The 19,455-nt window shown below is 69.2% G+C and carries 16 protein-coding genes; 4 read left to right on the top strand and 12 right to left on the bottom strand.

The window, feature by feature from the left end; all coding sequences use genetic code 11:
- Positions 1-57: 57 nt before the first annotated feature.
- The 6 genes from N4G63_RS01175 to N4G63_RS01150 form a co-directional block, all read right to left on the bottom strand.
- Positions 58-1,668: a SpoVR family protein gene (locus N4G63_RS01175; RefSeq protein ID WP_260789213.1), complete on the bottom strand. Its 1,611-nt coding sequence runs from the start codon at positions 1,666-1,668 to the stop codon at positions 58-60.
- Between the two features lie 5 nt (positions 1,669-1,673).
- Positions 1,674-2,966, bottom strand: a complete 1,293-nt coding sequence (locus N4G63_RS01170) for a YeaH/YhbH family protein (protein ID WP_260789215.1) — start codon at positions 2,964-2,966, stop codon at positions 1,674-1,676.
- A gap of 143 nt (positions 2,967-3,109) precedes the next feature.
- Complete coding sequence (locus N4G63_RS01165; protein WP_314599248.1) at positions 3,110-5,032, bottom strand: PrkA family serine protein kinase; 1,923 nt, start codon at positions 5,030-5,032, stop codon at positions 3,110-3,112.
- A 422-nt stretch (positions 5,033-5,454) separates the two neighbouring features.
- A complete protein-coding gene (locus N4G63_RS01160; RefSeq protein ID WP_260789219.1) occupies positions 5,455-8,376 on the bottom strand; it encodes an RHS repeat domain-containing protein in 2,922 nt (973 codons plus the stop codon).
- A 241-nt stretch (positions 8,377-8,617) separates the two neighbouring features.
- Positions 8,618-9,598, bottom strand: coding sequence for a ParB/RepB/Spo0J family partition protein (locus N4G63_RS01155; protein WP_314599247.1), 981 nt, complete (start codon positions 9,596-9,598; stop codon positions 8,618-8,620).
- Between the two features lie 108 nt (positions 9,599-9,706).
- Positions 9,707-10,279: an RBBP9/YdeN family alpha/beta hydrolase gene (locus N4G63_RS01150; protein WP_443111990.1), complete on the bottom strand. Its 573-nt coding sequence runs from the start codon at positions 10,277-10,279 to the stop codon at positions 9,707-9,709.
- 83 nt (positions 10,280-10,362) lie between these two features.
- Between N4G63_RS01150 and argC the strand changes: the two genes are divergently transcribed.
- Positions 10,363-11,307 carry an N-acetyl-gamma-glutamyl-phosphate reductase gene (gene argC, locus N4G63_RS01145; RefSeq protein WP_260789221.1) on the top strand — a complete coding sequence of 315 codons (945 nt, stop codon included), beginning with the start codon at positions 10,363-10,365 and terminating at the stop codon, positions 11,305-11,307.
- Positions 11,308-11,361: 54 nt separating this feature from the next.
- Here argC and N4G63_RS01140 read toward each other — a convergent pair whose 3' ends face one another.
- From N4G63_RS01140 to mnmG, 4 genes are all read right to left on the bottom strand, one after another.
- On the bottom strand, positions 11,362-12,162 hold the full coding sequence (locus N4G63_RS01140) for a GNAT family N-acetyltransferase (RefSeq protein WP_260789222.1): 801 nt from the start codon (positions 12,160-12,162) through the stop codon (positions 11,362-11,364).
- Positions 12,163-12,271: 109 nt separating this feature from the next.
- Positions 12,272-13,072 (bottom strand): ParA family protein, encoded by an 801-nt coding sequence (locus N4G63_RS01135; protein WP_260789223.1) that lies wholly within the window; start codon positions 13,070-13,072, stop codon positions 12,272-12,274.
- Between the two features lie 291 nt (positions 13,073-13,363).
- Entirely contained in the window at positions 13,364-14,161 is a 798-nt protein-coding gene (rsmG, locus tag N4G63_RS01130) for a 16S rRNA (guanine(527)-N(7))-methyltransferase RsmG (RefSeq protein ID WP_260789225.1), read from the bottom strand.
- Positions 14,158-16,260 carry a tRNA uridine-5-carboxymethylaminomethyl(34) synthesis enzyme MnmG gene (mnmG, locus tag N4G63_RS01125; RefSeq protein WP_314599245.1) on the bottom strand — a complete coding sequence of 701 codons (2,103 nt, stop codon included), beginning with the start codon at positions 16,258-16,260 and terminating at the stop codon, positions 14,158-14,160. Before mnmG ends, rsmG begins: the two co-directional genes overlap by 4 nt.
- A gap of 225 nt (positions 16,261-16,485) precedes the next feature.
- On the opposite strand from mnmG, the gene N4G63_RS01120 reads away from it, so the two are divergent.
- Positions 16,486-16,821, top strand: a complete 336-nt coding sequence (locus N4G63_RS01120) for a YkgJ family cysteine cluster protein (protein ID WP_260789226.1) — start codon at positions 16,486-16,488, stop codon at positions 16,819-16,821.
- 16 nt (positions 16,822-16,837) lie between these two features.
- Here the strand turns inward: N4G63_RS01120 and N4G63_RS01115 are convergent, their stop codons facing one another.
- Entirely contained in the window at positions 16,838-17,029 is a 192-nt protein-coding gene (locus N4G63_RS01115; RefSeq protein ID WP_260789228.1) for a DUF2061 domain-containing protein, read from the bottom strand.
- Positions 17,030-17,189: 160 nt separating this feature from the next.
- On the opposite strand from N4G63_RS01115, the gene N4G63_RS01110 reads away from it, so the two are divergent.
- Positions 17,190-17,930 (top strand): Crp/Fnr family transcriptional regulator, encoded by a 741-nt coding sequence (locus tag N4G63_RS01110; RefSeq protein ID WP_260789229.1) that lies wholly within the window; start codon positions 17,190-17,192, stop codon positions 17,928-17,930.
- Between the two features lie 80 nt (positions 17,931-18,010).
- Positions 18,011-18,205 (top strand): YgaP family membrane protein, encoded by a 195-nt coding sequence (locus tag N4G63_RS01105; protein ID WP_314599244.1) that lies wholly within the window; start codon positions 18,011-18,013, stop codon positions 18,203-18,205.
- Between the two features lie 431 nt (positions 18,206-18,636).
- Here N4G63_RS01105 and N4G63_RS01100 read toward each other — a convergent pair whose 3' ends face one another.
- Entirely contained in the window at positions 18,637-19,350 is a 714-nt protein-coding gene (locus N4G63_RS01100) for a helix-turn-helix transcriptional regulator (protein WP_260789231.1), read from the bottom strand.
- Positions 19,351-19,455: the final 105 nt, after the last annotated feature.

Raw genomic sequence — 19,455 nt, 5'->3', positions numbered from 1 at the left:
GCATGCTCGTGGAGGTATCGGCGCCGCGGCCGCGGACTTGACCCCGTGTGTTCCCGCTCAGGCGTGCACGGGGGCCGGCGCGCTGAAGCGCTTGGTCACGTCGCCGCGGCCGTTGGCGCTTTCGAGGTGAACGCCAAAGCCCCACAGCCGCGCCACGTGCTTGAGCACCTCGGCGGCGCTGTCATCGAGCGGGCGGTCCTTGTGCTGGAAGTGGCGCAGCGTGAGCGAGCGGTCGCCGCGCAGGTTGACGTTCCAGACCTGGATGTTGGGCTCGCGCGAGCCCAGGTCGTACTGGTGCGACAGCATCTCGCGCACCTGGCGGTAGCCCGAGTCGTCGTGGATGGCGCTCACCTCGAGCTCGGGCGCCTTCTCGTCGTCGGTGATCGCGAACAGGCGGAAGTCACGCATCAGCTTGGGGCTCAGGAACTGGCCGACGAAGCTCTCGTCCTTGTAGTTGCGCATCGCGTGGTCGAGCGTGGGCACCCAGTCGGCGCCGGCGATGTCGGGGAACCAGGCGCGGTCCTCGTCGGTGGGCTTCTCGCAGATGCGCTTGATGTCGGTGTACATCGCGAAGCCCAGCGCATAGGGGTTCAGGCCCGAGTAGCCGCGGTCGCCCACGCGCGGCTGGTACACCACGTTGGTGTGGCTCTTGAGCCATTCGATCATCACGCCGTCGGTCAGGTAGCCGTCGTCGTACATGGTGTTGAGCAGCTTGTGGTGCCAGAAGGTGGCCCAGCCCTCGTTCATGACCTGGCTTTGCCGCTGCGGATAGAAGTACTGCGCGATCTTGCGCACGATGCGCACGATCTCGCGCTGCCAGGGCTCGAGCAGCGGCGCGTTCTTCTCGATGAAGTACAGCAGGTTCTCCTGCGGCTCGGCCGGAAAGCGCCGCGCCTCGGCGGGCTCGTCGGCCTTGTCGGCCTTGCGCGGCAGCGTGCGCCACAGGTCGTTGATCTGCTGCTGGGCATAGGCCTCGCGGTCGCGGCGTTCGCTCAGCTCCTGCGCCAGGCTCTTGCGGCTGGGGCGGCGGTAGCGGTCGACACCGTGGTTCTGCAGCGCGTGGCAGGAGTCGAGAAACTCCTCCACCGTGTCGAGGCCGTGGCGCTCCTCGCACTCGGCGATGTAGTTCTTGGCATAGACCAGGTAGTCGACGATCGAGGCCGCATCGGTCCACATGCGGAACAGGTAGTTGCCCTTGAAGAAGCTGTTGTGGCCGTAGGCGGCGTGCGCAATCACCAGGGCCTGCATGGCCATGGTGTTCTCCTCCATCAGGTAGCTGATGCAGGGGTTGCTGTTGATCACGATCTCGTAGGCCAGGCCCATGTGGCCACGCTTGTAGTTCTTCTCGGTGGCGATGAACTCCTTGCCATAGCTCCAGTGGCGGTAGCCCACCGGCATGCCCACGCTGGCATAGGCGTCCATCATCTGCTCGGCGGTGATGATCTCGAGCTGGTTCGGGTAGGTGTCGATCCCGTAGCGCTCGGCCGTGTGGCGGATCACCTCGTGGTACTCGTGCACCAGCTCGAACGACCAGTCGCTGGGCCCGGCCAGCTTGTGCACCGCGCGCTTGAGCGGCAGCGGGCCGCGCAGCGGCCGCTCGGGTGCGGCGGCCACGGCCGCGGGGGTGATGGCGCCCAGGTCGGGCAGCGATTCGTGCGAGGTGCTCATCGTGCTCACGCCGCCTGCGCGACGCCCTCCTTCTTGAACAGGTCGCGGAACACCGGGTAGATCTGCGAGGCCTCGACCGCCTTGCGCATGGCAAAGTGCGGCTGGCTCTGCGCGAGCTGGCAGTATTCTTCCCAGAGGTTCTGCTCCTCCTCGGCCACCTGCACATAAGCGAAGTAGCGGCACAAGGGCAGGATCTTGTCGGCCAGCAGCTCGCGGCAGCGGCCCGAGTCGTGGTGCCAGTTGTCGCCGTCGCTGGCCTGGGCGCCGTAGATGTTCCACTCGGTCGGGTTGAAGCGGGCCTTGATGATCTCTTCCATCAGCACCAGGGCCGAGCTCACCACGGTGCCGCCCGTCTCGCGGGCATGGAAGAAGTTCTGCTCGTCCACCTCCTGCGCCTGGGTGTGGTGGCGGATGAAGACGATCTCGATCTTCTCGTAGTGCCGCGTGAGAAACAGGTACAGCAGGATGAAGAAGCGCTTGGACAGCTCCTTGCGCGCCTCGTCCATCGAGCCCGACACGTCCATCAGGCAGAACATCACCGCCTTGCTGGTGGGCACCGGCGTCTTCACGCGGCTGCGGAACTTCAGGTCGATCGGGTCGAGAAAGGGAATGCGCTGGATGCGCGCGCGCAGCGCCTCGATCTGGGCCAGCAGCTCGGGCAGCTCGCGCTCGGCGGCCACATCACCGGCGGCCGCGGCGGCCTGGGCGATGGCCAGGCGCGCCTCCAGCTCGTGCAGCTCGCGGCGCGAGCCCATGCCCAGCGCGATGCGCCGGCCGAGTGCGCCGCGCATCGAGCGCACCACGTGCAGGTTGTTGGGCGTGCCGTCGCTGGTGTAGCCGGCGCGGTGGGTCTTGAACTCGGGCGTCTCGGCGAGCTGGGTGCGCACCAGGTGCGGCAGCGCCAGGTCTTCAAAGAAGACCTCCATGAACTCTTCCTTGCTGAGCGCGAAGCTGAAGTCGTCGTCGCCCTCGCCCTGGTCAGAGGCCTGGCCCTTGCCGCTGCCGCCGCCGCCGCCGCCCTGCGGCCGCTTGATGCGGTCGCCCTTGACGTAATCTTGATTGCCCGGGTGCACCATTTCGCGCACGCCGCCCTGGCCGTGGTGGAACACCGGTTCGGACAAGTCCTTCTTCGGGATGCGAACTTCCTCGCCGCGCTCGAGGTCGCGGATGCCCCGGCCATCCACCGCGCGGCGCACGGCCTCGCGGATCTGGGTCTTGTAGCGCCGCATGAAGCGCTCGCGGTTGCCGATGGACTTGTTCTTGCCCGCCAACCGCCTGTCGATGATTTGCTGAAGCATGTGGAACCTCAAATGACCGCACGCGTGAGTCGTGCAGAGGCCGTAGCGAGCGGCCCGAGGTTGCGGCGAGCAGCACAGCCGTACTTCCGTACGGCGAGCAGCGCAGGCGCAAGATCGGGTCGCGCAGTAGGCCTATGCATGGCTCACGAGCTCTTGCGTACGCGCAGGTACCACTCGCACAGCAGGCGCACCTGCTTGGGCGTGTAGCCCTTGGCCACCATGCGGTTGACGAAGTCCTCGTGCTTCTTGGCCTCGTCGGCGCTGGCCTTGGCGTTGAAGCTGATGACCGGCAGCAGCTCCTCGGTGTTGGAGAACATCTTCTTCTCGATCACCGTGCGCAGCTTCTCGTAGCTGGTCCACACCGGGTTGTTGCCCTGGTTGTTGGCCCGTGCGCGCAGCACGAAGTTGACGATCTCGTTGCGGAAGTCCTTGGGGTTGGCAATGCCCGCCGGTTTCTCGATCTTCTCGAGCTCGGCGTTCAGCGCGCCGCGGTCGAACACCTCGCCGGTGTCGGTGTCGCGGTACTCCTGATCCTGGATCCAGTAGTCGGCGTAGGTGACGTAGCGGTCGAAGATGTTCTGGCCGTACTCCGAATAGCTCTCCAGGTACGCGGTCTGGATCTCCTTGCCGATGAACTCGGCATAACGCGGGCTCAGCTGCTCCTTGATGAAGGCGACGTACTTCTCTTCCAGCTCCTTCGGGAACTGCTCGCGCTCGATCTGCTGCTCCAGCACATACATCAGGTGCACCGGGTTGGCGGCCACTTCCTGGCTGTCGAAGTTGAACACCTTGGAGAGGATCTTGTAGGCGAAGCGGGTGCTGATGCCGCTCATGCCTTCATCCACGCCGGCGTAGTCGCGGTACTCCTGGAAGCTCTTGGCGCGCGGGTCGGTGTCCTTGAGGTTGTCACCGTCGTAGACCAGCATCTTGCTGAACAGCGACGAGTTCTCGGGCTCCTTCAGCCGCGTGAGGATGGCGAACTGGCTCATCATCTTCAGCGTGCCGGGGGCGCACTTGGCCTCGCCGAGGCTGCTGCCCTTGACCAGCTTCTCGTAGATCTTGATCTCTTCGCTCACCCGCAGGCAGTACGGCACCTTGACGATGTAGATGCGGTCGAGGAAGGCCTCGTTGTTCTTGTTGTTGCGAAAGGCCTTCCACTCGCTCTCGTTGCTGTGGGCCAGCACCACGCCGTCGAACGGGATGGCGCCGAAGCCCTCGGTGCCCTTGAAGTTGCCTTCCTGCGTGGCCGTGAGCAGCGGATGCAGCACCTTGATCGGCGCCTTGAACATCTCCACGAACTCCAGCAGGCCCTGGTTGGCCAGGCACAGGCCGCCCGAGTAGCTGTAGGCGTCGGGGTCGTCCTGGGCAAAGGTTTCGAGCTTGCGGATGTCGACCTTGCCCACCAGGCTGGAGATGTCCTGGTTGTTCTCGTCGCCTGGTTCCGTCTTGGCGATGCCCACCTGCTTGAGGATGCTGGGGTAGCGCTTGACGACCTTGAACTTGCGGATGTCACCGCCAAACTCTTCCAGCCGCTTCACGGCCCAGGGGCTCATGACACGTTGCAGATAGCGACGCGGGATGCCGAACTCCTGCTCCAGGATGGGACCATCCTCGGCCGCATCGAACAGGCCCAGCGGCGACTCGTTCACCGGCGAATCCTTGATCGCGTAGAACGGCACCTCCTGCATCAGCGCCTTCAGGCGCTCGGCGATCGAGCTCTTGCCGCCGCCCACCGGGCCCAGCAGGTACAGGATCTGCTTTTTTTCCTCCAGGCCCTGGGCGGCATGGCGGAAGTACGACACCACCTGTTCGATGGCGTCTTCCATGCCATAGAACTCGGCAAACGCCGGGTAGATCTTGATCAGCTTGTTGGCGAACAGCCGTGACATGCGCGGATCGTTGCGCGTGTCCACCATCTGCGGCTCGCCGATGGCGCGCAGCATGCGCTCGGCGGCAGTGGCAAAGGCCAGCGGATTGCGCTTGCACTCGGCGAGGTAGTCCTCAAGGGACATCTCTTCTTCACGGGTGCGCTCGTAGCGCGCGGCGAAACTGCTGATGACGTCCATGCGACCTCCTTGAAGGGACCTGTGGCGAGCCGAAGGCGGGCGAAATTGCCCTCGGTATCGGGGAAGTTCTGATGACGTCCCGGCTTCACGGGCCCGGGCGCCATCAGAGCTTTCCGGTCTGCATGCGTTGTCTGTCTATGGCAGTTCGATGTCTCCAGCTTCGTCGATCCTGAAGGGTGGCAATGCCGTGATCAAGCCAGCCTTCCCGGTCCATTTTCAAATCGTTTGCAGTTCTTCAGCAAGGCCCGGGCCAAGCCGCCGCCCTGTTCAGGCAACGCGCGACACCGCCTGACGGACGACAAGCATGGGCTCTCGCGGTGCATGATGCGCCGAAAGCGGGCAGCCCGCATGCCGTTGCGGGCATGCGGGCTGCGGCAGAACAAGAACCGGGCCGGCGGCGCCGGCCGCGGCGGATCAGGCGCTCACTCGATGCCCAGCGCGGTGCGCAAGGCCTGCGAGGCCGTGCCGTTGAGCCGGATCGACCAGTTGGGCGTGGTGCCGGCCGAGTCCTTGAACGCGTACCAGACGGCGCCGTCGCGCTCGGCGTAGCGCCGCGCAAAGCGGAAGCTGCTCTCGAAGCCCTCGGGCATCGCGGCAAACTTCAGCAGGCGCACGCCGCCCATGGTCTCGACGCTGTAGGTGGTGTCGAGCAGGGTGCTGTAGTTGGTCGACTGGCCGTTGCTCACCAGCCGGTTGTTGCGCGTGAAGCGGGCCTTGGCGCCCTCGGCATCGAAGGCCACGCGGATCTCCACCCGGTTGGTGTGGGCCGGATCGGCGGGCGTCTCGGTGGTCGACCAGACGAACAGCGTGGTGTTGCCGTTGAGCACGCTGCCCTTCAGGCTGCCGGGATAGGCGGCGATCACTGCCTCCAGCGTGCCGGCCAGTGGCCAGTCGGCAAAAGCCAGGCTGCTGGTGGCGCTGGGCGCGATGCGCACGCGGTCGCTGGCGGGGTCGGTGGCGATGGCTTCGGGCAGGGTCAGCGGCAGGTAGCCGCGGTAGGTGAGCTCCGCGCCGGCCGGGAAGCGCGTGCTGGCCAGCGCCGGCACGCGCGACACCACCGGCCCCCAGCCGGCGTAGCTGTAGGCGCCATCGGTGCTGGCGTAGCTGCGAATCTCGTTGACCACCTCACTCATCAGCCGGCCGCCCAGGCTGATCGGCTGATCGCCCACCCGCTCGTCGACATAGGCGCCGCAGTACACCGAGCGGAACGGCGCCGCGGCCTGCACCCGCACCACCGGCCCGTCGTTCGGGCAGTCGAACCAGGTGCTGCCGGTCCAGTAGGCGCGGTGGCGGGCAAAGGCCTGGTCAAGGCCGTTGGCCACGGTCTTGCGCTGCTCCACGGCCTCGTAATAGCCGTCGGCGTCGCGCACACGCTGGTCGCCGGTGAAGCGGCGCCAGTTGTAGTTGCGCGCGTCGGTGAAGCTGAAGTTGCGCAGGGTCTCGAACACACCCGGCTCGGCAGGCGCCTGCGGCTCGGTGTGCGCGCTCAGGCCCAGCGCGCTGCGCAAGGCGTCCCAGGCCACGGCGTTCAGGCGCTGGTCGTGGTAGCTGCGCTGCAGGTCGGTGGTGCCGCGAAACACCGTGCCCACATGCTCGACCCAGAAGCGCTGGCGCGACACCCGCTGCTTGAGCGCCGGCGGGTAGCCGCCGGCCACGCGCAGCAGGCGCAGGCCGCCCTGCGTGGCGATGGACAGCGTGCCGTCACCCATGGCCACGCAGTTGATGCTGACCTGGTCGCTCTTGCGCAGGTCGCAGCGGTAGAAGCGCGCCTTCAGGCCGGCCACGTCGACGGCGATGCGCCAGCGCTTGAAGGCCTCCAGCGTGTCGTCGGTCTGCACGCCCGGCGGCTCGTCGTCGAGGTAGGCGGTGTTGCTGGAGCTGATCGTCACGGCGCCGGCCAGGTCGCCGCCCATGCCGCTGTAGTGCTCCAGCGTGGTGGCCTGGCGGAACACGCCGTCGGGCCAGCGCACGGTGGGCTTGACCGCCAGCTCGATGCGGTCGGTGCCGCCCAGATCGCTGGTGGCGCTGCGGTGCGAGTAGCGCGCGCCGGCGGGAAACACGGCGTCGGCCGGCAGCAGCGCCGGATCGGGGCCCCACTTCACCGGCAGGCCGCTGTTGTCGGTGGTGCTGCCCACGGTGTCGCGCAGCGGAAAGGCCCGCATGCGCGTGATCACGGCCCGCAGGGTCTGGCCGCCGATGTCTTCCCAGACCGGCCAGGACTCGGTTCTGGAGGCGCCGCAGTAAAGGCTCTTCTGCGGCCGGGTGCCGGTGGCCGCCACGGTGCTGACCACGGCGTAGCCGTTGTCGCAGCGGTTCCAGGCGCTGCCGGTCCAGTACAGCTGGTTGCGGCTGTAGGCGATGGCCTCGCCCGCCACCATGCTGGCGCGCGGCTCATGGGCCACCCAGGCCCCGGTGCTGTCGGTCTTGCTGCTGTCGCCGGTGAAGATCTGGTAGCTGTAGTTGGCGGCGTCGGTGTAGCTGAATCGGCGCACGCTGACGAAGGGGCCGGCCGCATCGCTGGTGCCCGCGGGCTTGGCCAGCGTCGCGGCCACCACGGCCACGGTGCCGGGGCTCAGGTTCAGCGCCTCGGTCACCGCGACGGCGGCGGCCTGGCTGCGCTCGGCGGCGCTGGCCTCGGCCGGCACGGCGGCCAGCGCCGTGGCCAGCACCGGCAGCTGCCGGGTGACGGCCTCGCGCACCAGGGTGGCGGCTGCCGCTGCCGGCACGCTGGCATCGGCCGCCAGCCTGGCGGTGTCCAGCATCAGCCGGCCAACGGCCCGCGCCGCCTGGCCCAGACCGGCATCGGCCCCGCTGGCGGTGAAGTCGCTGAGCGGCGAGGCTGCCAGCCCCAGTTGCGCCTGCACCGAGGCCGCGGCCTCGGCCACGCTGATGCCGTTGAGGGCCGCGGTATCGGCCACCACGGTGCTCAAGGGGCTGACAAACACCGACTGCGCGCCGGGGGTGCCGCTGGGTGGGGCCTTCAGCAGCAGCGCCGTGCCGATGGCGGCGCCGGTCTCCTTGTCGATGGCGCCGGGCGGCGCCATGGCCACGATGGCATGCAGGCCGGCCTCGCCGGCCGCCACGTCGAGGCGGTAGCGGCCATCGGCATCGGTGATCGACTGCGGCTCGCCACTGTCGCACTGGCCGTTGTCGTTGAGGTCCAGGCAGACCACGGCGCCCTGCAGCGGACCATCGACCACCTGGCCGCTGAGCGCCACCGGGGCTTCGGCCGCATCATCGCCTGAGCCCAGGCAGGCACTCAGCAGCGCCGCCGCGGCCACCAGACCGAGGCGCAGCCCGCCGCGCTGCAGGCGCGAGGGCAGAGGTTGTTTCGGGTGACGCATGGCAGACCTCCTCGTTCAACCGAGACGGCAGACCGCCCGCCGGCACGGCTGCCCTGACAGGCAGGCCTGCAGGCTAGACAGCGGCCGCGGCGGCGTCGCCGTCAGGCTTGAGGACGACGCGGCGTGGCATCGGTCAGCTTCACGATGTGCAGGCACGGCACGGCGCGGCCTGCGCGCCCGGCGCACGGCGCACGGCGGCGCAACAGGCCCCTCTGTGGGCAGGGCGGCCGGTGGCCGCCGCTCAGCGCTCGGTGACGTTGGCGCCCAGCTTGTCGAGCAGGCCGTTCAGCTCGTCGAGCGAGCCGAAGCTGATCGCCACCTCGCCCTGCAGACCGCGCTTGGTCTGGCGGTGGATGCGGATCTCGACCTGCGCGGTCAGCGCATCGGCCAGCTGCTCTTCCAGCCGCACCACGTCGCGCGGCTTGTCCTTCTTGACGCGCAGCAGCGGTGTCTGGCGGCCCGTGCCGCTCAGGCCCTGGGTCTTGGCCACCAGCTTCTCGGCGTCGCGCACGCTGAGCTTCTTGGCCGCGATCTCGTTGGCGCTGAGGATCTGCTGCGCGGCGTCCAGCGCCAGCAGCGCACGGGCGTGGCCCATGTCCAGGTCACCGGCCATCAGCATCTGCTGCACCGGTGCGGCCAGGTTCAGCAGGCGCAGCAGGTTGCTGGCAGCGCTGCGCGAGCGGCCCACCGACTGCGCCGCCTGCTCGTGGGTGAGGCCGAACTCGTCCACCAGGCGCTTCAGGCCCTGGGCTTCTTCGAGCGGGTTGAGGTCTTCGCGCTGGATGTTCTCGATCAGCGCCATCACCGCGGCGGCATCGTCGGGCACCTGCTTGACCAGCACCGGCACCTCGTCCAGCCCGGCCAGCCGGGCGGCGCGGAAGCGGCGCTCGCCGGCGATGATTTCATACTGGCGCGTCGAGTCGCTCAACGCACCGGTCGCCGGCGACGGCCCTTGCGACTTGCCATCACCGGCCGTCCGATCGGGTCCGCCCAGCGGGCGCACCAGAATCGGCTGCATGATCCCCTGGCTCTTGATGCTCTCGGCCAGTTCGTACAGCGAGCCCTCGTCCATGCGCGTGCGCGGCTGGTACTTGCCGGCCTGCAGGCGGTCGAGCTTCAGCGTGGTGGGCTGGCCGGCGGGCGCGGCGGGCGCATCGCTGACCTTGGGGCCGAGCAAGGCCTCGAGGCCGAGGCCCAGGCCCTTGGGTTTCTTGGTGACCATGGGGCGCGATTGTCGTGCAGTTGCGGGCTCAGCAGACAACGCCGGGCCACGCCGGGTGTTCGCGCTGCCGCGGCGAGCGCAGCGGGTGTGGCCCGACTCTCCGGGCGATCAAAAACCCGGGGGGATGCCCGCGCGGGCCATCAGGGCGCGCAGCTGCGTCAGGCCCTCGGGCCAGTGGCCCAGACCGCTGGCGGCATTGAGGTGGCCGCCGGCGCCGCCATCGACCCACTGGCAGCCCCAGGCGGCGGCAAACTGGGCCCCGCGTTCGGCGCTGCAGTAGGGGTCGTCGCGGCTGATCACCGCGGTGGCCGGCATCGGCAGCGGCTGGCGCTGCACCGGCGCCCAGGCCTGCACCTGCGGCGGCATGTCGGCGCGCTCGAGGTCGGGCGGGGCCACCAGCAGCGCGGCACCCACCCGCGCCGTGTGCCGCGAATGCGCCGCCCAGGCGGCCACCAGGTGGCAGCCCAGGCTGTGCGCCACCAGCACCACCGGGCGGGTATCGGCCGCGGCGGCCTGGGCAGGGTTGGGCGCCTCGGCCTGCAGCACGTCGTCCAGGCGCGCCATCCAGTCGCCGCGGCGTGGCCACCACCAGTCGTCCTGCATCAGGCGCTCGAAGCCATGCTGCTGCTCCCACAGCGTCTGCCAATGGCCGGGGCCGGAGTTTTGCCAGCCGGGGAGCAAGAGAATTCGCGCGGTCGTCACGGGGGCTGCCTTATCCTTCGGGGTTCACCCGCATTCTTCACCAAGCTTCTTCGAGACACGCCATGAGCCGCTACCGCATCTTCGTTGACGGACAGGAAGGCACCACCGGCCTTCGCATCCACGAGATGCTGGCGCGCCGCAGCGATGTGGAAGTGCTGCTGATCGACGCCGACAAGCGCAAGGACAGCGCCGAGCGCGCACGCCTGCTGAACGCCGCCGACGTGGCCTTTCTGTGCCTGCCCGATGCCGCGGCGCGCGAGGCCGCGGCGCTGGTGAGCAACCCCGACACCTGCCTGATCGACGCCAGCACGGCGCACCGCACCGTGGCGGGCTGGGCGTTCGGCCTGCCCGAACTGGCCGCCGACCAGCGCGCCAGGCTGCGCGCCAGCAAGCGCATCGCCAACCCGGGCTGCCATGCCAGCGCGTTCATCCTGGCGCTGCGCCCGCTGGTGGATGCCGGCATCGTGCCGGCCGCGCTGCCGCTGAGCGCCACCTCGATCACCGGTTTCTCGGGCGGTGGCAAGAGCATGATTGCCGAGTACCAGGCCGGCGGCAATGCCAGGCTGCAGTCGCCGCGGCCCTATGGCCTGACGCTGGCGCACAAGCACATCCCCGAAATGATGGCCCACACCGGCCTGGCCACCAAGCCGGTGTTCGTGCCCATCGTCGGCAACTTCTACAAGGGCCTGGCGGTGAGCGTGCCGCTGCACTTCTCGCAGCTGGCACCGGGCACCGACGGTGCCGCCATCCAGCGCGCGCTGGCCCAGCGCTACGAGGGCGAGCCCTTCGTGCGGGTGCTGCCGCTGGGCGACGCGGCGGCGCTGGACGGCGGCTTCTTCGATGTGCAGGCCTGCAACGACAGCAACCGCTGCGAGATCGCGGTGTTTGCCGACGCACAGCAGGCGGTGTTGATCGCCCGGCTCGACAACCTGGGCAAGGGCGCCAGCGGCGCCGCGGTGCAGTCCATGAACGTGCACCTGGGCCTGGACGAAGGCCTCGGTTTGTGAGCGTGCGCTAACTTCCGCCGCGAATTGGCGCGGGCGGTTCACACCGGCCTGGGCTCAGGGCGCCAGGCGGTAGTGGTAGGCGTATGCATCGGCGAAGCCCAGGCGCTCGTAGATGCGCCGCGCGGCGCGGTTGTCGGCATCCACCTGCAGGTAGGCCACCTCGGCACCACGTTCGCACGCAGCGGCCAACAAGGCGCCGCACAAGGCGGTGGCCAGGCCCTGGCCGCGTGCGGCCGGCGCGGTGAAGATGTCGTACAGGCCCACCAGGCCATCCTCGGCGGCGGTTTGTCCGCCGGCCAGCAACTCGCCGGTGGCGTCGCAACCGATCCAGGCGCGATAGGCCACGGGGCAGGTGCGCAGGCGCTCCACATGCGCCTGCACACCCTCGGCCGGCGTGCCGCGCCAGGCGCCGACGATGGGCGCGTAGTCGGCCGGGTCGATCTCGCGCCAGCTCATGTCCACCGCCGGCGGCGGTGAGGCCGCGGCCTCGGCAATGGCGGCGGGCAGGTCGGTGCAGACCATCACCCGGGTGTCGTCTTCGGACAAGAAGCCGCGCGCGGCCAACTGCCCATCCAGATCGGCCGGCTGGCTGAAGGGCGTGATGCGAAACAGCCAGGGCAGGCCGGCCTCGCGGTACAGGGTGGCGCACGCGGCCAGCTTGTCGGGCAGCGGCCGCACGCCGGGGGCCACGGCGTTGACGCAGCGGGCGCGCTTGGCCTTGCCCGGTGACAGGCGCACCAGCCAGCCGTCCATCCAGCGCTGCTGCGACGGCGCGCTGGCGTTGAGCCCGGCATCCTCCACCCGGGCCAGCAGGGCCGGTGACAAATCAGTGATCAGCTGGATCTTGGAGCTCATGACGGTTTCGGCGGTGGCGCGGTGCAGCGATCACGGCAGGCTGGGGGCCTGCAGCGCCTGCACGCGGTGGATGGTGGGGCGTGTGGGTGGGGCGGCGCGGGCGCCGCGATCAGATCACGGCACCTGCCGCCGCGCCCTGGCCCAGTTTGCCCATGCGTTGCACCAGCTCGCGTGCAAACTCCACATAGGCCTGCGCGCCCTTGGCCGACGGATCGAACACCACGCCGGGCTGGCCGTAGCTGGGCGCCTCGGCCAGGCGCACGTTGCGCGGGATCACGGTGCTGAACACCTTGTCGCCGAAGTGCTGCTGCAACTGCTCGCTGACCTGCTGCTGCAGCGTGATGCGCGGATCGAACATCACCCGCAACAGACCGATGATCTGCAGATCGCGGTTGAGGTTGGCATGCACCTGCTTGATGGTGTTGACCAGGTCTGACAGGCCTTCCAGCGCAAAGTACTCGCACTGCATCGGCACGATCACGCCATGCGCGCTGCACAGGCCGTTGAGGGTGAGCAGGCTCAGGCTGGGCGGGCAGTCGATCAGGACGAAGTCGTAGTCGCCGTCCACCACGGCCAGCGCGCTGCGCAGGCGCTCGTTGCGGCGCTCCAGCTGCACCAGCTCGACCTCGGCACCGGCCAGCTCGCGGTTGGCGCCCAGGATGTCGTAGCCGGCACCCTCGGCGCGGCTCTTGGCTTCGGCAACGCCGGCGGCTTCCAGCAGCACGTCGTACACCGACATGGGCATGGCGCGCTTGTCGACGCCCGACCCCATGGTGGCATTGCCTTGCGGGTCGAGATCCACCACCAGCACCCGCTGCTTCACCCGGGCCAGGCCGGCGGCCAGGTTCACGGTGGTGGTCGTCTTGCCGACGCCGCCCTTCTGATTTGCGATGCAAAAGACTTTGGCCATGGGTGGAAGTATCGCCGCTGGCCGCCGTGGCCGGGCTGCGGTTCAGCCCTGGGCGATGGCAAAAAGCGGGGGCGAATGGTGGTGTTGGGGCGGCCAGACTTGGGTACGGCAACGCGGGCAAGGCAACGCGGGCACGGCAGCGCGGGTGCCGCGGCTGGCCAGGCCCGATCAAGAGCCAGGGCGTGCCCGGCGCGGAGGCCGGGCTGCCCATCCATTGCCCGGCGCGCGGCCAGCCGGGAGTGGATGGGCCCTTGGTCAGCCGCTGACCGCCGCTTGGTTGGCGGCAACCTCTCAGGCCGGCCGCATCCACACCAGGCAGCGCTGGGCATCCAGGCCCGGCACGGCCAGTTGTTCCACGTGAAACACTTGCACGCTGGCGGGCAGTGCCGCCTGTTCGTCGCCCGGCGCCCTGCCCTTCATGGCCATCCACACGCCCTGCTCTGCCAGCAGGTGCCGGGTGAGCGACGTGAAGTCGGGCAGCGAGGCAAAGGCCCGCGATGTGACCACCTGGTAGCGTCGAGCGGCCGGGCTCAGCGCCTCCACCCGGGCATGCAGACCGCGCAGATTGGGCAGCCCCACCTCGGCCGCCACCTGGCGGATGAAGCTGGCCTTCTTGGCCACGGTGTCCACGCAATCCACCTGCCAGCCGGGTTCCAGCACCGCCAGCACCACGCCCGGCAGGCCCCCGCCGCTGCCCACATCCAGGATGTGCGGCGCATCCGGGCGCTGGGCCGGCTCGCTGTGGTCGCCTTGCACCAGGCTGGCGATGTGGCGGCGCAGCGGCGCCAGCACGGCCAGGCAATCCACCAGATGGTGGCTCAACATCTCTTCCGGGTCGCGCAGCGCGGTCAGGTTGTAGACCTTGTTCCAGCGCTGCAGCAGGCCCAGGTAGGCCATCAGGCGGTTGGCGGCGGCTTCGTCCAGCGGCGTGTGCAGCGCCTCGGCAGCGGCCAGCAGGCGGGCGCGCCGGTCACCGGCCGCCGCCTGGCTGCGGGCATCAAAAGCCGCGCGCTGGGCGGCGTGCTGGGCGTCGCCTGCCCAGGTGTCGCCGCCCTGGTCGGGCCCGGTGGCGTGCGGTTTGCGGTTCATGCCTGGGCTGTGCCTTCCGGTGTGCTGGCGGGCGGGGTATCGGCTGGCACCGCGGCGCCAGCCGGATCGGGCACGGCGCCCTCGCCTGGCCGGGCATCGACAAAGCCCTTGAAGCGCTTCTTCTTCAGATGCACCAGCAGCAAGGAGATGGCTGCGGGCGTGATGCCAGAGATGCGCGAGGCCTGGCCCAGGGTCTCCGGCCGCTGTGCGCCCAGCTTTTGCCGCACCTCGTGGCTGAGCGCCGCCACCTGGCTGTAGTCGAGCTCGGCGGGCAACGCCAGGTGCTCGAAGTGGGCCGCGCGCTCCACCTCCTCGCCCTGCTTGCCAATGTAGCCGGCGTACTTGGTGGCGATCTCCACCTGCTCGATCACGGCGTCGGCCAGGCTCGCATCACCCAGATCTGCAGCCAATGTTTCACGTGAAACACGGTCCTCCAGCGCCAGGTTTGGCCGCGCCACCTGCAGCACCTCGGCCACCGTGTCGAAGCCGATTCCGGGCCGGCGCAGCAGATCGGCCAGGTTGTACTCACGCTCGATGGCCTTGCCCAGCAGGCGCTCGGCCTCGGCCGCCGCCAGGATGCCCGGGTGCACCCAGCTCGTGCGCAGCTTCTCTGCCTGGCGCGCCACCGCGTCGCGCTTGCGGCTGAAGGCCGCCCAGCGGGCGTCGTCCACCAGGCCCAGCTCACGCCCCAGCTCGGTGAGGCGCATGTCGGCGTTGTCTTCGCGCAGCTGCAGCCGGTATTCGGCGCGGCTGGTGAACATGCGGTAGGGCTCGCTGACGCCCTTGGTGATCAGGTCATCCACCAGCACGCCCAGATAGGCCTGGTCGCGGCGCAGCAGCAGCGGCCCTCGCCCCTGGGCCTGCAGCGCGGCATTGGCACCGGCAAACAGGCCCTGGGCCGCCGCTTCTTCGTAGCCGGTGGTGCCATTGATCTGCCCGGCGAAAAACAGGCCACCGATGGCGCGCGTCTCGAAGCTGTTCTTCAGACCGCGCGGGTCGAAGAAGTCGTACTCGATGGCATAGCCCGGCCGCAGGATGTGCGCCTGGGCCAGGCCGGCCATGCTGCGCACCGCCGCCAGCTGGATGTCGAAGGGCAGCGAGGTGGAGATGCCGTTGGGGTAGAACTCGTGCGTCGTCAGGCCCTCGGGCTCCAGGAAGATCTGGTGCAAGTCCTTGTCGGCAAAGCGGTTGATCTTGTCCTCGATGCTGGGGCAGTAGCGCGGCCCCACACCTTCGATCACGCCGGTGAACATCGGGCTGCGGTCAAAGCCCGAGCGAATGATCTCGTGCGTTCGCTCGTTGGTGTGGGTGATCCAGCACGGCAGCTGGCGCGGGTGCTGCTGCCAGCGGCCCAGGTAGCTGAACACCGGCACCTCGGGTCCGGTGGCGGCCGATTCACCCCATCGGCCCACCAGCGGCACGCCGTCGCCCGGCTGCTCCTGCAGCTGGCTGAAGTCGATCGAACGACCGTCGATGCGCGGCGGCGTGCCCGTCTTCAGCCGGCCCTGCGGCAGCTTCAACTCCTTCAGGCGGGCCGACAGGCTCACCGCCGGCGGATCGCCCGCCCGACCGGCGCTGTAGTTCTGCAGCCCGATATGCACCCGGCCATCCAGAAAAGTGCCTGCCGTCAGCACCACCGTGCGGCCGCGAAAGGCCATGCCGCCCTGGGTGACTGCGCCGGTCACCCGCTCGCCCTGCCCGTCGGACTCGACCATCAGGTCGTCCACCGCCTGCTGAAACAGCCACAGGTTCGGCTGGTTCTCCAGCCGCTGGCGGATCGCCGCCTTGTACAGGATGCGGTCGGCTTGCGCCCGGGTGGCGCGCACCGCCGGGCCCTTGCTGCCGTTGAGGATGCGGAACTGGATGCCGCCTTCGTCGGTGGCCGCACCCATCGCACCGCCCAGCGCATCCACCTCCTTGACCAGATGGCCCTTGCCGATGCCACCGATGCTGGGGTTGCAGCTCATCTGGCCCAGCGTCTCGATGTTGTGGGTGAGCAGCAGCGTGGCGCAGCCCATGCGCGCCGCGGCCAGCGCGGCCTCGGTGCCGGCATGGCCGCCGCCGACGACGATGACGTCGAATGTTTGAGGATGCAGCACGGTGGGGAGGGCAGCGCCGCACCGGCGCCGCCAGTTGGGCGGGAGGAGGCGTATTGTAAAAAGCCCACCCCCTGTGGCGGGCGGCCGATTGCACATTGGCCCTGCCCGCCGCCTATCATCCCGCCGCCTATCATCCGGGCCGCCAGTCAGCCGCTGCGCCAGGCCATGCCCAGGCGTCGCGCCGGCCACGCTGGCGGAACCCGCCGCTCCTCGCCTGCCACCACCATGGACTGCCGCCCCGCCTGCGCCGCCTGCTGCATCGCACCGTCGATCAGCACCCCCATTCCGGGCATGCCCCAGGGCAAGCCGGCCGGCGTGCCCTGCGTGCAGCTCGACGAGGCACTGCGCTGCCGGCTGTTCGGCCACGCCGACCGGCCGGCGGTGTGCGGCTCACTGCGGCCGGTGGCCGAGATGTGCGGCGATGGGCGCACCCATGCACTGCACTGGTTGTCGCAGCTCGAAGCCGCCACCGCCCCGCCACCGCCTGAGTGCGGTGCCGCGACCGCGTACCACGGCGCGGCGCGCGCCACCGTGCCGGCCCGGCTCGGCCAGGCCGGCTGAGCCGGCGCCCGAGCCTTCAGCCGGCGGCGCCCAGTGCCGCGTTGTCGCGCGCGTCCCACCAGCGGTCAAAGAAGTAGTGCGCCACGGTGTTGCACAGCGGCTCCACCACGGTGATGGCCCCTGCCACCGTCACGCTGCCGGTGAGCGCATAACCCACCCCAAACGCGATGCCGACGTGCATGGCGCCAAAACTGGCTGACTTGGCCATCTGGATCTCCTGCCGGGTCAATGATGGACGCCATTGTCATTCAGCTATCAATAGTTGATGTTCGATAGTATTCATGACAACCATAGTCCGGCCCTAGACTGCCGGCAGGCCCGCCCGCTGTCACGCCCCAGCCCACCCCATGCCGCCCGCCCTGCCCGCCATGCCCACCCCCTTGGCCGACCGCCTGCTGTCGCTCTACCCGGTGCTGGCGGAGCTGCCCGCCGAGGTGCGCGACGAGGTGCTGGCCCACGACTGCCTGCAGCTGCACCTGCCCGAAGGCCAGGCGCTGTTTGACGAAGGCGCGCCCTGCCAGGGCTTTCCGATGGTGCTGCGTGGCGAGGTGCGGGTGGCGCGCGGCAGCCCGCAGGGCCGCTCGCTGGAGCTCTACCGCGTCTTGCCCGGCGAGCTGTGCGTGGTGTCCACCTCCTGCCTGTTCGGCCACCGCCTGCTGGTGGCCCATGGCGGCACAGTGGCCCCCACCGAGCTGGCCGTGCTGTCACCCGCCGGCTTCGAGCGCTGGACGGCGGTGCCGGCGTTTCGCCGCTTCGTGTTCGGCGTGTTCGCCGACCGTCTGGCCGAGTTGATGGCGCTGGCCGAGGCGGTGGCCTTCCAGCGCCTCGATCAGCGCCTGGCCAGCGCGCTGCTGGGCCATGGCAGCGTGATCGCCGCCACCCACCAGGCCCTGGCCGACGAGCTGGGCACGGTGCGCGAGATCGTCACCCGGCTGCTGCGCCGCTTCGAGCGCGCCGGCTGGCTGCGCCTGGGCCGCGAGCGGGTGGAGATCCTCGACGCCAGCGCACTGCGCGCACTGTCTGCCGGCCTGCCACCGGCACCGACCCCAGCCCCGGCCACGATCCCGCTTCCAGCGCGGCCGACACCGCCCGCCGACAACCCTCGGTGACCCTGGTCACAGACGCCTGCCCGCTGGCGGCGCACAGTGCCCCCATCGGCCGCGGGCCGAGTTGTCAGGAGGACCGAAGCATGAAACTGAACGTTGGCGGCATGGACCGCATTCTTCGCATCAGCGCCGGCCTGGTGCTGGTGGGCCTGGCGGCCACGGGCACCGTGGGGGCCTGGGGCTGGATCGGCGTGGTGCCACTGCTCACCGGGGCCGTGGGCTTTTGCCCGCTGTACCCCCTGGTGGGCATGAACACCTGCCCGATGAACAAGGGCTGACACCCCGGCCGGCGCCTGCGCCAGCACTGCAAGGGGCCCGACGGGCCCCTTGTTACGTTGGCAACGCCCGCTCGCGACGCCAGGCCACCGCCGAGACGTGCGGCCCGTTCGCCGCAATGGCCCGGAACCAGGCTGCACGCCGATGAAGCGTGCCGATGAATGGCGGCGCCCAAAAACAAGAACGGCCCGGAAACGAATCCGGGCCGCGAAGCCGACCCTGCGGGCACAGGGTCGGGAGCAAAACTAGAAACCTGGCCTTACCAGGCGTTACGGGGCAGCAGAACTTGCATGGCATCCACTCCTGAGGTTTGGGCTTTGGCAGCTGGCGACTGTTCGTCAGCGCTCAGGAGCAATTTCACCAGCGGTCCGGGCTGGCGGTAACTGTCAAGTCTTACAGGGCGGCTGACACCGACCCGACACAGCCCGTCGCGTCAGCCGATCAGGCCCAGGCGCAGCGCCTTCAAGACGGCCTGGTGCTTGCTGCCACATTCGAGCTTGTGCATCGCGTTGTTGATGTGCAATACCGCGGTGCGCTCGCTGATTCCCAGGATGGCGCCAACCTCCCACGCCGTCTTGCCTTCCATCGTCCAGTGCAGCACCTCGATCTCGCGCGGCGTGAGGATCGTGCGCTCGCCGACGGCCGGGCCGGGCGTCAGAACCCGCATGGCGGCGTCCAGTGCGTGCACCGCAAAAAGCTGAAGATCGGCCACGATGCGGGTGAGTTCGCCGCGGTCGCTCGGCAGCGGCTGATCTCGCTCTACCCCCATCGCGAAATGCCGCCCCTGCGGCAGGTGCAGCGCCATCGCAATGCCGGTGCAATAACCGAAATGGGCCTGCTCTTCCCAGAGATCACCCAGGCCTTCGCGGGTGTAGGTGTCCTGGTTCCAGACGATCGGCACCGACTGCTTGCGGCAGTGCTGCATGACCGGATCGCGACGCGCGGCGCGGGTGTCGCTGATCGAATCGGCGTAACCGGCGGGCGCGTTGTCGATCGACTCGATCTCGAGGCGGTTGATGCCCAGATCGACCACCGAAATCACCGAGACGGTGTCGAAGCCCAGGCGCTGCGCGAAGCGCACCACCTCGCCCCGGAAGTCCTCACGGGTTCCGGCTTGAAGCACCGACGCGAACTCCCCGTGCAGCATCCCAACGTCCAACTAGACAGGCCTCACCGGCCACCCCTGAAAGGGTTTACATGTTCTCTTCGCGCGAAGCATGCCGAAAACTGCTGGCATCGAAATCACTGCCGT

The organism is Aquabacterium sp. OR-4, from assembly GCF_025290835.2.
Classification (GTDB): domain Bacteria; phylum Pseudomonadota; class Gammaproteobacteria; order Burkholderiales; family Burkholderiaceae_C; genus Pseudaquabacterium.
Note: the sequence above shows the minus strand (reverse complement) of the source record. Positions and strands in the feature narration are given on the sequence as shown.